The sequence below is a fragment of the Bradyrhizobium sp. USDA 4538 genome (genome assembly GCF_024171045.1).
Taxonomy (GTDB): Bacteria; Pseudomonadota; Alphaproteobacteria; order Rhizobiales; family Xanthobacteraceae; genus Bradyrhizobium; species Bradyrhizobium australafricanum.
This window is the reverse complement of sequence record NZ_JALJZE010000001.1, coordinates 753,281-767,674: the sequence shown is the minus strand read 5'-3', so window position 1 is coordinate 767,674 and position 14,394 is coordinate 753,281. Positions and strand designations below refer to the sequence as shown.

Genomic DNA, 14,394 nt, shown 5'->3' with positions numbered 1-14,394 from the left:
CAAACCTCTACTTCGACTTGCTGGTGAACTTCTTCACGGCGACGCGGAAATCGTCGGTATGCATCGCCGTGATGATCTTGTGTTCCTCGGCGTCGAGCTGCTGATTGGTCGGCGTGGTGGCGGCCTGATAGACCAGTGATTTGGTCCCCGCGATTGCGGCGGGCGGATTCTGCGCCAGGCGCTCGGCGAGCTGCCGCGTCGCTGCCTTCAGCTCGGCCGCGGGGACGGTCTTGACGACGAGACCCCATTCATAGGCTTGCTGCGCGGTGAAGCCATCCTCGGCGAGGAAAATCTGCAGCGCGCGACGGGTCCCGACCGTGCCGACGATGCCGACCGTGCTGCCGCCATCCGGCGACACGCCGATCTTGGCATAGGCGGGCGTGAAGCGGGCATCGTCCGCGGCGATACAAAGGTCGGTCACGAACGCGAGGCCCATGCCGGCGCCGGCCGCCGAACCATGCACGCTGGATAGAACGATCTTCGGCATCCGCCGGACCGTCTCGATGAAGGCATGGTAGTGGTGAAGCATCTCGCCGACCACGGGGGCGACATTGTTGGCTTCGGTCGCTGCGCCGATGGTCTGCAGATCGCCGCCGGCGCAGAAGGCGCGGCCTTCGCCCTCGATGACCAGCACGCGGACATTCTTGTTGGCTTCGACCTCGGCGCCGAGCTGCTCGAGCTTCTTGGCGATCGTCATGTCGATCGCGTTGAACGCGGCCGGCCGGTTCAGCGTGATGGTCGCGATGGCGCCGTCGATACGGAGCAAGGCGGGATCGTTGGCGGAGGGGGCGGGTGCTGGCATATTGAAGACCTTGGGCTAGTTGGTTCCGGACATTTAAGGCCTTGGCGGGAGCCGTGGCAATCCGGCCCGGCGCCCGGGGGCCGCGGGTGCGCCCGGAATCGCCTGGGACCCCCTTGCATCGGTGCGAGCCATGAGGCCAAATGGCACGCGCCTTCGGTACGCAGACACGAGCGCTGTGGGGACGGGGCAAGCAAGCTAACATCGACAAGAGGAAACGGCATGGGTCGCTCCTGCTCGCGCGTATTTGGGTTGTTCCGATGACAGGCTCGGTCATCATCGTCGGCGCCGGACACGCCGGCTTCCAGCTCGCGGCGTCGTTGCGCCAGGCCGGCTTTGCCGAGCGCATCGCCCTGATCAATGACGAAGGCCATTTGCCGTATCAGCGGCCGCCGCTGTCGAAGGCCTATCTGAAGGGGACCGGCGGGCCCGAGACCCTGATGTTCCGGCCCGACAAGTTCTACCAGGACAACAAGATCGAGCTGATCACCGATCGCGCCCATGCGATCGACCGCAATGCGCGGAAGGTGACGCTCGCCTCCGGCACATCGCTCGACTATGGCCATCTGGTGTTCGCGACCGGTGCGCGGAACCGGCTGCTCGATATCCCCAACGCCAAGCTCGACGCAGTCCGCTACCTGCGCATCCTGGATGAGAGCCAGGCGCTGCGCGACTTGATCGCGCCCGGCATGCGCGTCGTGGTGATCGGTGCGGGCTTCATCGGGCTCGAATTCGCCGCCACCGCGCGGGCCAAGGGCCTCGAGGTCGACGTGGTCGAGCTCGCCTCTCGCGTGATGGCGCGGGCGGTGACCGCGGAGATTTCCGAGTTCTCGCAATCCCGGCACAGCGCCGCCGGCATACGGATTCACCTCGGGGTGCAGGTCACGGCGATCGAGGCCGATGGCGGCAAGGTTACCGGTGTCAGCCTGAGCAACGGCACGCATATCCCGGCCGATCTCGTCGTGGTCGGCGTCGGCGTGCTGCCGAATGTCGAGCTTGCGGCGGAGGCCGGGCTGCCGGTGGCATCCGGCATCATCGTCGACGAGCATCTGTTGACCGCCGATCCGAATGTCTCCGCGATCGGCGATTGCGCGCTCTACACCAGCAAACGCTTCGGCGGCTCGCTGCGGCTCGAGTCGGTGCAGAATGCGACCGACCATGCGCGCTGCGTGGCGTCGCGGCTGACCGGCAAGACCGAGGTCTACGACGGCCTGCCGTGGTTCTGGAGCGACCAGGGCCCCGACAAGCTGCAGATGGCGGGTCTCACCACCGGCTACGACCGCGTCGTGGTGCGCGGCGACCGCGCGCAGGGGGCGTTCTCGGCGTTCTGCTATCGCGGCGACAAACTGCTCGGCATCGAGTCGGTCAACCGCGCCGGCGATCACATGTTCGGCCGCCGGCTGCTCGGCGCCGGCGGCTCGATCACGCCGGAGCAGGCGGTGGATGCGAGCTTCGACCTGAAGAGTGCGCTGGCGCAAATATAAGCAAGCGTCGTCCCGGCGAAAGCCCATAGGCGCTAAGATAGTTTGATCATAGTCTGATAGTGGCGCTTATGTCTGGGTGGCTCGCGTAGATGTCGCCGGAGAGCGTGACTGGCTCTGCAGAGTAGAGCGATTGCGGGCTGTGGAATGATCGCTTGCCGTAGCGAAGCTACGAGCTGGCGCAGCAGACGCCACGTCACTGGGTGGGTCAGGCGGCGTCGGCCAAGCGGGGAGAGTCTTCGAGTTCGTCGACGAGCGGCTCGAGCAATAGAATGATCAGCAGATGAGCGAGGATATGGGGTCTGGCGGACCGCTCGTCGGTTCCGGGAGGTCCCTTCAGGCCAATCAGGCTTTTCAGCCGCTTGAAGCCGAGCTCAATGCGCCATCGCAGCCGATAGAGGGCGAGGATATCTGCAGTCGTGAAGTCCTCTGGCCTGAGTGAGGTCACCAGGATCACCCAATCTGCGGCGTCAAGTGTTTGCCTGGAGAGCTGATGACCTCCCTTTTGTGCAGTCCGGCGCGCCTTGCGTCGCGCAGCCGCAGCAGCTTGCGCCGGCTTCTTCGCGGCAACCAGACGCACTGCGAGCGGCGGCGCACCTGACTTGCGCTTTATCCAAATCGGCCGATCGATCAGGCCACGCGCCGAGGCGTTGCGCAGTTCGGCAGTGAGGTCAACAAGATTACCTTCGGCATCGAGCCAGCGCGCGCTCTTCCAGCCGGCCCGGATCACGAAGTCCGCATCGGCATCGACGAGATGCGCCATGCGCTCCGGTTGCAGATAGGCGCGATCGGCAAGACGGATCTCACCGGCAACCGCCGGTATCCGATCCAGCGTCTCGCCCGCTCGCTGATCGGTCAGTTCGAAGTGACCAAAGCGCTCCTGCGGAAGATCGAACGCGCTATGGATACGCCACACTGCGTTCTTGTTCCTGCCGCTCGTCCCAGCCTTGGGGACCGTCGTGGCGTCAACAATACGGATCAGACGACCGCGGCTCGCCTTCGGCGCCGCGGCGGCAAGCGCCTGCTCGACCAAGATTGCCAGCCAATCTCCGCACTGACGTAAGCGATACAACAGAGCCACGTTGGAGATATCGACAAGCCCAACCGACGTGGCCCATGCCGCCGTCAACCGCAGCCCTTTCTCACCAAGGCAATAAGCCAAGATCAGGCGCAGCAAGTCGACCGCATTGCTGATCTCCCGCGGACGGACAAACGCCTTCGTCTTGCGCGCGCTAATGTTCAGAGCCTCGGCTCCGCCAAGTCGGGCGACAACGCGCGCCCAATCTTTGTTCACAAGCGATTCGTGTGCCATTCCATCTTGGAATCACAAGCGAATCCAAGGCGCAAATCCTATTTTAGCGCCTATGGGCGAAAGCCGGGACCCATACTCCGCGGCAGTCGTTGGCGGAGACGAACGCAGTTGCCACGCGTGTGCCCCCCAAACTGTGGCCGGTGGTTATGGGTCCCCTGAGTTCACAAACGAAGTGCAACACTTCCTTGAGGAGGTGTTGCCATGGGGCGGACTTACAAGCAGCTCTCTCTGGACGACCGATGCGAGATTGCCTGCCTATCGGCCAATGGCAGCTCGGTCCGGCAAATCGCGGCAGCTCTGGATCGCTCGCCATCAACGGTCTCGCGGGAACTGAGGCGCAATCGGGGGAGCCAGGTCGGCTACACGCCGAGCTATGCCCAGCACCAGATGCGAGCGCGGCGCTGGACGGGCGGACGCCTCGAACGGGAGCCCGGCCTGCGCCGCGCGGTGTTGCAACGCCTTCGCCGCGGCTGGTCGCCCGAGCAGGTCGCTGGCCGGCTGGCCCGCGAGCACGGGCGCAAGGTGATCTCCCACGAGACCATCTACCGCTTCATCTATGGCCAACTCAGGCGCACCACGGACTTCAACTGGCGGCGCTATCTGCCGCGCGCCAAGAGCAAGCGCGGCTGCCGCGGCAAGCGGGGCGGCAGCCCCGCAAGCTTCATCGAAGGCCGTGTATCCTTGGCAAATCGGCCGCTCGAAGCGGCCGACCGCAGCGTGCCCGGACACTGGGAGGCCGACCTGATGATGTTCTCGAAATACGGTCAGGCCGTGCTGACCGTGCACGAGCGCACCTCGCGGCTGCTGCTCGGCATCCGCCTTGCCAGCAAGGTCGCGCGCGGTGTCGCCCGCCATCTCGTGGGCTTCTTCGCGACCCTTCCACAAGAGCTGCGCCAGAGCGTTACCTTCGACAACGGCACCGAGTTCGCCGGTCACCTGGCGCTGCACCGCCTCTCGATCGCGACCTTCTTCTGCGATCCCCATGCCCCCTGGCAGAAGGGTGGCATCGAGAACGCCATCGGCAGGATGCGCCGCTTTATTCCCCGCAAGACGGATCTCGTAACCCTCTCGACCGCCAGGTTCCGCCAGTTCATCGCCGCCTACAACAACACCCCGCGCAAATGCCTTGACTACCGCACGCCTGCCGAGTCCTTTGCTCAAGTGTTGCACTTCGAATGTGAATCCACCTCCCGGCCTTCGCCGGGACGACGAGGGGAGAGAGCGTCCTCCACCTCATCCGCCGTCGGCATCGACGGCGCGGCTCCCATCCGCTGCACGCAAATCGAGGCGGCGGCGTTGGCGTAGGCCAGTGCGTCGCCGAGCGGCTTGCCGATGGCGAGCTGTGAGGCGAGGGCGCCGACGAAGCAATCGCCGGCTCCCGTGGTGTCGACGGCCTTGACCTCGCGTCCCGGCACGAGCAGCGGTTGGTGCTCGACCAGCGCCAGCACGCCGCGCTTTCCGAGCGTGACGCAGACGATCTTGCCTTGCCCCAACGCCCGGGCCGCCTCGGAGAAGCGCTCCGGCGTGTCGCTGTCGCGCAGCTCCGTGCCGGTCAGGTAGCCGAGTTCGGTCTCGTTCAGAACGAGGATGTCGACGAGATCGAGCAGAGCCTTGTCGGCCTGTTTTGCCGGTGCCGGATTGAGGATCGTGGTGGCGCCGACGGCGCGGGCGCGTCGGAAGAAGGCAGCGATCGCCGGCAGCGGGATCTCGAACTGGCTGACCGCGACGTCACCCCTCGCGAGGACGGGGGCCGCGACATCATCGGCCTCGACCAGCCCGTTGGCGCCCGGCACGACGACGATCGTGTTGTCGGCGTTGGCGAGCGTGATGATCGCCGTGCCTGAATGCGTGCCGTCGGTGTCCTTGACGAAGGTGAGATCGACGCCTTGCGCGGCAAGGAACGTTCGCAGCTCCTTGCCGAATGCATCGGTGCCGAGCCGGCCGATCAGCGTGGTCGGTACGCCGAGCTTGGCCGAAGCCACCGCCTGGTTGGCGCCCTTGCCGCCGGGAAAATAGAGCACGGCCTCGCCTGCCACGGTTTCGCCGATCCGCGGATGGCGCTCGGCGGTCGCCACCACGTCCATATTGATGCTGCCGGCGACGAAGACGCGCCCCATGGCCTAGCCCCATTCACCCCTATCAAGCCTCGGCGCGAAACTCCTGCTTGACCGCCGCGATATCCGCCAGCGTCGGCAGGCCGGCCTCGTTGCCGAGCTTCTGGATCTTGAAGGTCGAGGCTGCGCGCGCGAACTTGAAATGCTCATGCCAGCCTTTGCTCGGGTTTGAAAGGTAAGAGTAGATGTAGGCGCCGTGGAAGACGTCGCCGGCGCCGTTGGTATCGATCACACGCGCGCGCGGGATCGGGAAGGCCGGCAGCGTGCGCACTGTGCCGGCCTCGTCATACCAGAGCAGGCCGCGCTCGCCCATGGTGACGCCGCCGACCTTGCAGCCCCGGCTCTTGAGATAGTCGAGCATCTGTTCCGGCGTCTTGTCCATCTGCTCGCACAGGCGTTCGGCGACGATCGCAATGTCGATGAATGCGAGCAGCTCGTGGGTGTTGGTGCGCAGGCCGCCGCCGTCGAGCGAGGTCAGGATGCCATCCTCGCGGCACAGCTTCGCATAATGGATCGCGGCGTCCGGCTGGTGGCCGTCGATGTGCAGCGCGCGGCAGCCCTTGATGTTCAGCAGCGGAAAAGGATGGATGTGCTGGTCGTCGCGGCAGCGGACGATGGCGCGCTTGCCGTCGTTCGGCATGATGAAGGACAGCGAGGAGGAGTTGACCTTGCGGGGGTGGAACGAGATGCCGTACCTGTCGGCCATGTCCCAGAACATCCGTCCCAGCCAGTCATTGGCCATGGTGGCGATCAGGTCCGGCGGGACGCCGAGCTTGGCGCAGCAGAACGCCGCGGTCACGGCGTTGCCGCCGAACGACACCGCATAGGCGTCGGCGACGTGCTTTTCGTCGCCGACGGGCATGTGATCTGTGATGAAGGTGACGTCGATATAGGTCTGTCCGATGAAGAGAGCCTGCATTCGCTTTCCGTCGTGGCTTGGTGTGGTCCCGGCCGGCGGTTCCAGACTAGCATTGCTGGTCGGCCGAGATCGCTGAAAATATTCGCAACCCTGCCTGGTTTACAGGTAGAGATGATGGCTGCGCCGGGCCGTTCTGGCATGCGGCATAACGGCCGGCGGCAGTCCGTGGTTCCGGGTTGGGTTAAGGGAGAAACACAATGACGGCAGATTCGGGGAGGTTGCGGCCATGATCACCGGTCTCGATCACGTCGTCGTCCTGACCAGCGACATCGCTGCTGCCAGCGCCGCCTACGAGACGCTGTTCGCGCGGACGCCGTCCTGGCGCTACCGCGGCGGCGGCGCGGACCGCACGCTGTTCACGCTCGACAACACCACGCTGGAATTGGTGGCGCCGCACGGCGACGACGATGCAGCCCAGCGCGTCCGCAGCGCGCTTGCCACCCAGGGCGAGGGGCTTGCGAGCCTCTGCTTCCGCACCAGCGATATCGCCAGGACACACCGCCGGCTCGACCGGCTGACGCTGAAGCCCGAACCCGTCGCGGAGATGGAGAGCCGCGACGACACCAGTGGAGCCACGCTGTCGTGGAAGCGCACGCGGGCCGCGACCGATGCGACACGGGGCGTACGCATGTTCTTCCTGGAGCGCGAGCAGGAGCGGCCGTTGTCGGTCCGCACCACGCCGGCCTCGATCACCGCGATGGATCACGTGGTGGTTTCGACCGCCGATCCGGAACGCGCCGCCGCGCTCTATGGCGCGCGGCTCGGGCTCGACATGGCGCTCGACCGATCGCATCCGGAGTGGGGCCGGCTGATGTTCTTTCGCTGCGGCGACCTCGTCGTCGAGGTCACGCACCGGCCGGGCAAATCGGAGACGGACGCGCCGGACCGGCTGCGCGGCATCTGTTGGCGCGTCGCCGACATCGATGCCACACGTGCGCGGCTGATTGCCGCTGGCGTCGACGTCTCCGAGGTCCGTAACGGCCGCAGGCCCGGCACGCGCGTGATGACGGTGCGGAACGGCACGTGCGGTGTGCCGACGCTGCTGGTGCAGCCGTCGCAAGGAAAGCCAGACTAGGCTGGGCCGCGTTTCATCCGCGCATCGTCCCGGCAGCGTGCGTCGCGCGACCCGGTGGCACGCCCTCAGGTGCGCGTTTGCGCACCGGGGAATGACGAAGAGGGCGCCTGCGACAAATATTCCCGCGCGAGCATCACGACAACATTCGTTCTCAAACGTCGCGCGTCATGCTACATTCACCAACCCAGCATCACCGGGCGATCGATTTGGCCAAGGCAAAGCGAATACAGAGATGGCAGCGCGACCCCCAGGGGATGCGGCTGCGGATTCTCGAGGCCGCCAAGCAGGAATTCGCCGCCCATGGCCTCGCCGGCGCGCGGGTCGACCGCATCGCGGCCAACGCCGACGCCAACAAGCGCATGCTGTACTATCACGTCGGCAACAAGGAGGATCTTTATCTTGAGGTGCTGGAAGGCGCCTATGAGAAGATCCGCGCCGAGGAGCGCACCCTCGATCTCGAGCATCTCGATCCGCCCGAGGCGATCGGGCGCCTGATCGACTTCACGTGGAACTATTTTCTGCGTAACCCCGAGTTCCTGGCACTGCTGAACACGGAAAACCTCGCCAAGGCAAAACACCTGAAGCGTTCGACCAAGGTCAAGTCGATGCACTCGCCCTTTGTCGAGATGATCCGCACCGTGGTGACGCGCGGGGTCGAGAGCGGCGATTTCCGCGTCGCGGTCGATCCGGTGCAGCTCTACATCTCGATCGCCGGGCTCGCATTCTTCTATCTCTCCAACAGCGCCACGCTGAGCGTGATCTTCGGCCGCGACCTCTTGAAGAAGGACGCCCGCGACGAGCGCCTCGAGCACATGACCGCGCTGGTGCTGGCGGCGCTGACCGGCAAGTCCACCGCGGCATTCGGCGGGGCGATGCCGGTGCTGCGCACGGCGGAACACCGGGTTGTGTGAGGCGCACGTTCGCGCTCATTACTGATGCCCGTAGCCCGGATGGAGCGGAGCGCAATCCGGGACAGCTCAGTCCCGGATAGTCCGGTCCCGGATTTCGCTGCGCTTCATCCGGGCTACACAGCTACGAAGTCTCATCCGACAAAAATTCTCGCCTGACGAAAGTTGCGTATTTCGGCGCGATTTTGCCGCGCGCTTGGGGCTGGACAGTATTTATCCAACGGGTTAATTTCTGAACGAACAGAGAGACTGCAAAGGGAGCGTGACGTGGCGGAGGCAAAGAGCCCTTCGGGCCTGTCGAAGGTGCTGAATGCGGCGTGGGTACGTCCGTTCCTGTTTTTGGTCGTCATCGTGGCGGCCTGGGACCTCGCGATCCGCTTGTTCCATATTCCCGCCTACCAAATTCCCTCGCCCGGCGACGTCGTCGCGGTGCTGTGGAGCGACTGGCCGGAACTGCTGCGGCAGTCCTGGCCGACCACCTATGCCACGATCTGCGGCTTCCTGCTCTCGGCGCTGTTCGGCATTCCCGTTGCGATGCTGATCGCGGGCTCGAAGACGATCGAGAGCTACGTCTATCCGCTGCTGGTGTTCTCCCAATCCGTGCCGAAGATCGCGATCGCGCCGCTGTTCGTGGTGTGGTTCGGCTTCGGCATCATCCCCAAGGTGATCTCCGCGTTCCTGCTCGGCTTCTTCCCCGTGGTGGTCTCGGCGGTGCAGGGCTTCAAGTCGGTCGACCCTGATATGGTCGATCTGGCGCGCGCGATGCAGGGCAGCCGCTTCCAGGTGTTCCGCGCGGTCAACCTGCCGCACGCGATGCCCGCGATCTTTTCCGGCCTGAAAGTCTCGGTGACGCTCGCCGTGGTCGGCGCCGTCGTCGGCGAGTTCGTCGGCTCCAATTCCGGCATCGGCTATGTGATGCAGCGCTCGATCGGCACCTTCGATCTGCCGACAATGTTCGCGGCGCTGGTGATCCTCGCGCTGCTCGGCGTCATCCTGTTCTGGATCGTCGACCGCATCGAGCGGCTGGTGATCCCCTGGCACGTCAGCCAGCGCGACGACATCATTTTTGCTTCCTAAGATTTGTGTACAGGAACAACAGCAAACGTCATTGCGAGGAGCGACAGCGACGAAGCAATCCATTTCTCCACCTGCTTCACAATGGATTGCTTCACGGAGCCTGTCATCCGGCGGCGCTTCGCGCCGACCGGGTGGCTCGCAATGACGAAAGAGGACGACGGGAGGAATATCCGATGCGATTGATCACTGCTGTCATTGCCACGCTGGCCTGGACCGCGCTTGCGGTGGCCCCTGCATCCGCGGCCGACAAGGTCGTGCTGATGCTGAACTGGTATGTCTATGGCGAGCACGCGCCGTTCTATTACGGCAAGGCCAAGGGCATCTATGCCGCCGAAGGCATCGACCTTGAGATCCAGGAAGGCCGCGGCTCGGCCGCGACCACGCAGGCGGTGGCCGCCAAGACCGCCGATTTCGGCTATGTCGACGTGCCCACCATGATGCGCGCCGCGGTGAAGGGCGCGCCCGTGATCGCCACCGGCGTGCTGCTGCAGACCAGCCCGATGTCGGCGATGAGCCTTGCCGACAAGAACATCAGGAAGCCGGAGGACATCAAGGGCAAGACGGTCGCGATCACGCCGGCGGATTCGATGACGCAGATCTGGCCGCTGTTTCTGAAGAAGACCGGCCTGAAGGAAAGCGATTTCAACACCGTCGCTGGCGACGGCCAGACCAAGCTCAACGCCGTGATCAACGGCCAGGCCGACCTGCTGCTCGGCTACGTCATGGACCAGTCGATGAAGATCAAGGACGCCACCGGCAAGGACGTCTATCCGATCAAGTTCGCCGACTACGGCATCAACATGGTGTCGTCGGGCATCATCGCGAACTCCGACTATGTGAGGGCCAATGCGGACCTGGTCCGCCGCTTCATGTCGGCGACGACAAAGGCGGTGGAAGCCGCGGAGAAGGACCCCAAGGCCGCTGCGCAGTCGATCCTCGACGCCAACCCGAAGGGCGGCAAGATCGACACGTTGACGCAAGGCTTCGAGCTGACGATCCCGCTCTATCGCACGCCGGAGACCAGGACTAAGCGGCCGTTCCAGGTCACCGACCAGAACATGACCGAGTCGGTCAATTTGATGGTCGAGTATGGCGGCCTCGACGCCAAGGCCAAGGCCAATCCGAAGGCGTTCTACACCAACGACTATCTGCCGAAGGGCGACTCGTGAGCGCAACAAACACCGTCATTCCGGGGCGATGCAAAGCATCGACCCCGGAATCTCGAGATTCCGGGTCTGGTCCTTCGGACCATCCCGGAATGACAGCATTCTACATCCCAGTGGATTCGGCAGAATGAATCCCGCAACCAAACCAGCCAATGTTCTGCCCGCAGCGCATCTTCGCCTGGTGTCGGACCGCGCGGCGGGAGCCACGCCGGGTATCAAACTGTCCGGCGTGTCGAAGACCTACCGGTCGCGCGACGGCGATGTGCCGTCGCTGCGGCCGCTCGACTTCACCATCAACGACGGCGAGTTCTTTGTCGTGGTCGGGCCGTCCGGCTGCGGCAAGTCCACGCTGCTCAAGATGATCTCGGGCCTGCTGCCACCGACGACGGGCGAAGTGCTGGTCGACGGCGAGCCGGTGATCAGGCCGCACGGCAATGTCGGCATCGTGTTCCAGAACGCGCTGCTGCTGCCGTGGCGCAACATCCTCTCCAACGTGATGCTGCCGATCGACATGAAGCAGCTGCCGCGGGACAAGCATCTCACCCGCGCCAGGGACCTGCTGAAGCTGGTCGGGCTCGAAGGCTTCGAGAAGAAGCTGCCCTGGCAGCTTTCCGGCGGCATGCAGCAGCGCGCCTCGATCTGCCGCGCGCTGGTGCACGACCCCAAGATCATGCTGATGGACGAGCCGTTCGGCGCGCTCGACGCCATGACGCGCGAGCGGATGAATGTCGAATTGATGCGGATCCAGCGCGAGACCGGCAAGACGGTTCTATTGATCACGCATTCGATCCCGGAAGCCGTGTTCCTCGCCGACCGCGTGCTTGTGATGACCGAGCGGCCCGGCGCGATCGCCGCGATCTACGACGTGCCGATGCCGCGGCCGCGCTCGCTCGAGACGATGTCCGATCCCGTCTTCAACGAACTGGTGCAGCGGATCCGGAAGCATTTCTTCTCACAAGGGTCGCTGGACTAACACCCGAGCCTTCAATGCCGCTTCGCCTCAAAGTCAACGATATCGCGTTCTTCGAACGGCCGCTGGTATTCGCCCGGCCGTTCCGCTTCGGCGCGGTGACAATCACCGCGTCGACGCAGTTGTTCGTGCAGGTCGAGATCGAGGTGGAAGGCAAGGGCCGCGCCACCGGCGCCAGCGCCGAGATGCTGGCGCCGAAATGGTTCGACAAGCGGCCGCATCTGACCGAAGCGCAGTCGCTCGACGGACTTCGCCGCTCGCTTGCGATTGCACGTGAGCTCTATCTGGCGAACAAGGGGTTTGAGACCGCGTTTGGCCTCCATGCCGAACGTATCGGCCCGCAGGTTGCGGCCTGCGCTGCCGAAGACATTCCGCCGCTTGCAGCCGGCTTCGGTCCGGCCGAGATTGACAAGGCGATCCTGGATGCGCTGCTGCGCGCCGCCGGCGCGAATTTCTTCGACGGCATGGCCGGCAATATCGCCGGCATCGATGCGCGGCTGACGCCTGATATTGACGATGCCGCGATCGCGCGGTTCCTGTCGACGCGCAAGCGGCTCGAGCGTGTCGCCGTCAGGCACACGGTCGGAATGGACGACAAGGTTGAAGGGGAGGGCGGCGTCGCCGACCGCAACGAGAACGCCGGTGCGCGCTATTTCAAGCTCAAGCTGAACGGCGATCCGGCGCATGACGCGGCGCGGCTGGCACGGATCGGCTGCGAGCTCGCAAAGCTGCCTTACGCCACCAGGATCACGCTCGATGCCAACGAGCAATATGCCGACCTTGCCGCGGTGAACGCGCTGGTCGACCGGCTCGACCATGACGCGGCGCTGCAGCCGATCAGGGCAAACCTGCTCTATATCGAGCAGCCGATGCCGCGCGATATCACAAGAGCCTCGCCGCTCGGGAAACTGGCGGCGTACGGCTTCATCATCGACGAAGCCGACGATTCCTATGACGCATTCCCGCAGGCCCGCGTGCTCGGCTATCGCGGCATCTCCTCGAAATCCTGCAAGGGCATCTACAAGTCCATCATCAACGCCACCCGCGCGGCGGCGTGGAACGCTGAGAGCGGCGGGTATTTCATCAGCGGCGAGGACCTGACCTGCCAGGCCGGGCTCGGCGTGCAGCAGGACCTCGCGCTCGGGGCGCTGATCGGCGTCACCCACGCCGAGCGCAACGGACATCATTATGTCGATGGCTTTGCCGACACCCCGGCTGACGAGGCCGACGCCTTCTTCACCGCGCATCCCGATCTCTACACGCCCGCGGGCAGCAAGGTCCGCCTCGCGATCCATGACGGCGATCTGCTGACGGGATCGATCGCCGCCGCGCCGGGCTTTGCCAGTTCGATCCATCCGGACTGGTCCACCATGCAGCCGCTCAAACGGCCAACACCACGCGTTTCGCAGGAGCAAGCAGTATGACGACCAAACGCCTCGGCCTGATCATGAACGGCGTCACCGGCCGGATGGGGCTCAACCAGCATCTGATCCGCTCGATCGTCGCGATCCGCGAGCAGGGTGGCGTGCAGCTTGCGAACGGCGACCGCGTCATGCCCGATCCGATCCTGGTCGGCCGCGACGCCGAGAAGGTCGGCGCGTTGGCAAAACGCTACAGCATCGAACGACACACCACCGATCTCGATCGCGCGCTCGCGGACAAGGGCGACACCGTGTTCTTCGACGCCGCGACCACGCAGGCGCGGCCCTCGCTGCTGACCAAGGCGATCAATGCCGGCAAGCATGTCTATTGCGAGAAGCCGATCGCGATCAACCTCGAGGAGGCCGTTGCGGTCGTGAAGCTCGCCAATGCCAGGGGCCTCAAGCACGGCACGGTGCAGGACAAGCTGTTCCTGCCGGGCCTGAAGAAGCTCGCGTTCCTGCGCGATTCCGGCTTCTTCGGCCGCATGCTCTCGGTGCGCGGCGAGTTCGGCTATTGGGTGTTCGAGGGCGGCTGGCAGGAAGCGCAGCGGCCGTCGTGGAACTACCGCGCCGAGGACGGCGGCGGGATTATTTTGGACATGGTCTGCCACTGGCGCTACGTGCTCGACAATCTGTTCGGCGAAGTCGAGAGCGTGACCTGCCTCGGCACGACTGACATCCCCGAACGCTATGACGAGAAGGGCAAGAAATACCAGGCGACCGCCGATGATTCCGCCTACGCCACCTTCCGCCTGAAGGGCGGCGTCATTGCGCACATCAACATGAGCTGGGTGACGCGTGTCTACCGCGACGACCTCGTCACCTTCCAGGTCGACGGCACCCATGGCTCGGCGGTGGCGGGCCTGACCGACTGCGTGATCCAGGCACGCCAGGCGACGCCGCGGCCGGTGTGGAATCCGGACGAGAAGCGGATGCATGATTTCTATGCCGACTGGCAGAAGCTGCCTGAGAACGTCGTCTACGACAACGGCTTCAAGGAACAGTGGGAGATGTTCATCCGCCATGTCTGCGAGGACGCGCCCTACAAATACACCCTGCTCGAAGGCGCCAAGGGCGTGCAGCTCGCCGAATGCGCGCTGAAGAGCTGGAAGGAGCGGCGCTGGATCGACGTCGCCCCGATATCAGTCTGAG

General features: G+C 64.7%; 12 protein-coding genes and 1 pseudogene. 9 read left to right on the top strand and 4 right to left on the bottom strand.

What is annotated here, in order from left to right; translation table 11 throughout:
* Positions 1-7: 7 nt before the first annotated feature.
* Positions 8-802, bottom strand: a complete 795-nt coding sequence (locus J2R78_RS03330; RefSeq protein WP_253609689.1) for an enoyl-CoA hydratase/isomerase family protein — start codon at positions 800-802, stop codon at positions 8-10.
* A 257-nt stretch (positions 803-1,059) separates the two neighbouring features.
* Here J2R78_RS03330 and J2R78_RS03325 point away from each other — a divergent pair, with 257 nt between their 5' ends.
* Positions 1,060-2,283 carry an NAD(P)/FAD-dependent oxidoreductase gene (locus J2R78_RS03325; RefSeq protein WP_253609688.1) on the top strand — a complete coding sequence of 408 codons (1,224 nt, stop codon included), beginning with the start codon at positions 1,060-1,062 and terminating at the stop codon, positions 2,281-2,283.
* A 205-nt stretch (positions 2,284-2,488) separates the two neighbouring features.
* Here the strand turns inward: J2R78_RS03325 and J2R78_RS03320 are convergent, their stop codons facing one another.
* Complete coding sequence (locus tag J2R78_RS03320) at positions 2,489-3,574, bottom strand: IS4 family transposase (RefSeq protein ID WP_253604643.1); 1,086 nt, start codon at positions 3,572-3,574, stop codon at positions 2,489-2,491.
* Positions 3,575-3,793: 219 nt separating this feature from the next.
* On the opposite strand from J2R78_RS03320, the pseudogene J2R78_RS03315 reads away from it, so the two are divergent.
* A pseudogene (locus J2R78_RS03315) lies at positions 3,794-4,702 on the top strand (IS30 family transposase); the annotation flags it as partial.
* A gap of 47 nt (positions 4,703-4,749) precedes the next feature.
* On the opposite strand, the gene rbsK reads toward J2R78_RS03315, so the two are convergent.
* Positions 4,750-5,709, bottom strand: a complete 960-nt coding sequence (rbsK, locus tag J2R78_RS03310; RefSeq protein ID WP_253609687.1) for a ribokinase — start codon at positions 5,707-5,709, stop codon at positions 4,750-4,752.
* A 22-nt stretch (positions 5,710-5,731) separates the two neighbouring features.
* Positions 5,732-6,625 (bottom strand): sugar kinase, encoded by an 894-nt coding sequence (locus tag J2R78_RS03305; protein WP_018270479.1) that lies wholly within the window; start codon positions 6,623-6,625, stop codon positions 5,732-5,734.
* A gap of 226 nt (positions 6,626-6,851) precedes the next feature.
* On the opposite strand from J2R78_RS03305, the gene J2R78_RS03300 reads away from it, so the two are divergent.
* The 7 genes from J2R78_RS03300 (at position 6,852) to J2R78_RS03270 (ending at position 14,393) form a co-directional block, all read left to right on the top strand.
* The gene (locus J2R78_RS03300) at positions 6,852-7,700 is read left to right on the top strand and encodes a VOC family protein (protein ID WP_253609686.1); all 849 of its coding nucleotides are present in this window, start codon (positions 6,852-6,854) and stop codon (positions 7,698-7,700) included.
* Between the two features lie 254 nt (positions 7,701-7,954).
* Positions 7,955-8,611 (top strand): TetR/AcrR family transcriptional regulator, encoded by a 657-nt coding sequence (locus J2R78_RS03295; RefSeq protein ID WP_253609685.1) that lies wholly within the window; start codon positions 7,955-7,957, stop codon positions 8,609-8,611.
* Positions 8,612-8,875: 264 nt separating this feature from the next.
* Positions 8,876-9,685: an ABC transporter permease gene (locus tag J2R78_RS03290; RefSeq protein WP_057017593.1), complete on the top strand. Its 810-nt coding sequence runs from the start codon at positions 8,876-8,878 to the stop codon at positions 9,683-9,685.
* A gap of 173 nt (positions 9,686-9,858) precedes the next feature.
* Complete coding sequence (locus J2R78_RS03285) at positions 9,859-10,854, top strand: ABC transporter substrate-binding protein (protein ID WP_253609684.1); 996 nt, start codon at positions 9,859-9,861, stop codon at positions 10,852-10,854.
* Positions 10,855-10,978: 124 nt separating this feature from the next.
* Positions 10,979-11,824, top strand: coding sequence for an ABC transporter ATP-binding protein (locus J2R78_RS03280; protein ID WP_253609683.1), 846 nt, complete (start codon positions 10,979-10,981; stop codon positions 11,822-11,824).
* 14 nt (positions 11,825-11,838) lie between these two features.
* Entirely contained in the window at positions 11,839-13,245 is a 1,407-nt protein-coding gene (locus J2R78_RS03275; RefSeq protein WP_253609682.1) for a hypothetical protein, read from the top strand.
* Complete coding sequence (locus J2R78_RS03270; protein ID WP_253609681.1) at positions 13,242-14,393, top strand: Gfo/Idh/MocA family protein; 1,152 nt, start codon at positions 13,242-13,244, stop codon at positions 14,391-14,393. The genes J2R78_RS03275 and J2R78_RS03270 overlap by 4 nt, the downstream gene beginning before the upstream one ends.
* The last annotated feature ends 1 nt before the right edge of the window (position 14,394 follow it).

What these genes read in the sequence shown, in the direction of transcription:
- J2R78_RS03330 (WP_253609689.1), bottom strand. Translation starts at nt 802, where the DNA reads ATGCCAGCACCCGCCCCCTCCGCCAACGATCCCGCCTTGCTCCGTATC.
- J2R78_RS03325 (WP_253609688.1), top strand. Translation starts at nt 1,060, where the DNA reads ATGACAGGCTCGGTCATCATCGTCGGCGCCGGACACGCCGGCTTCCAG.
- rbsK (WP_253609687.1), bottom strand. Translation starts at nt 5,709, where the DNA reads ATGGGGCGCGTCTTCGTCGCCGGCAGCATCAATATGGACGTGGTGGCG.
- J2R78_RS03305 (WP_018270479.1), bottom strand. Translation starts at nt 6,625, where the DNA reads ATGCAGGCTCTCTTCATCGGACAGACCTATATCGACGTCACCTTCATC.
- J2R78_RS03300 (WP_253609686.1), top strand. Translation starts at nt 6,852, where the DNA reads ATGATCACCGGTCTCGATCACGTCGTCGTCCTGACCAGCGACATCGCT.
- J2R78_RS03295 (WP_253609685.1), top strand. Translation starts at nt 7,955, where the DNA reads ATGCGGCTGCGGATTCTCGAGGCCGCCAAGCAGGAATTCGCCGCCCAT.
- J2R78_RS03285 (WP_253609684.1), top strand. Translation starts at nt 9,859, where the DNA reads ATGCGATTGATCACTGCTGTCATTGCCACGCTGGCCTGGACCGCGCTT.
- J2R78_RS03280 (WP_253609683.1), top strand. Translation starts at nt 10,979, where the DNA reads ATGAATCCCGCAACCAAACCAGCCAATGTTCTGCCCGCAGCGCATCTT.
- J2R78_RS03275 (WP_253609682.1), top strand. Translation starts at nt 11,839, where the DNA reads ATGCCGCTTCGCCTCAAAGTCAACGATATCGCGTTCTTCGAACGGCCG.
- J2R78_RS03270 (WP_253609681.1), top strand. Translation starts at nt 13,242, where the DNA reads ATGACGACCAAACGCCTCGGCCTGATCATGAACGGCGTCACCGGCCGG.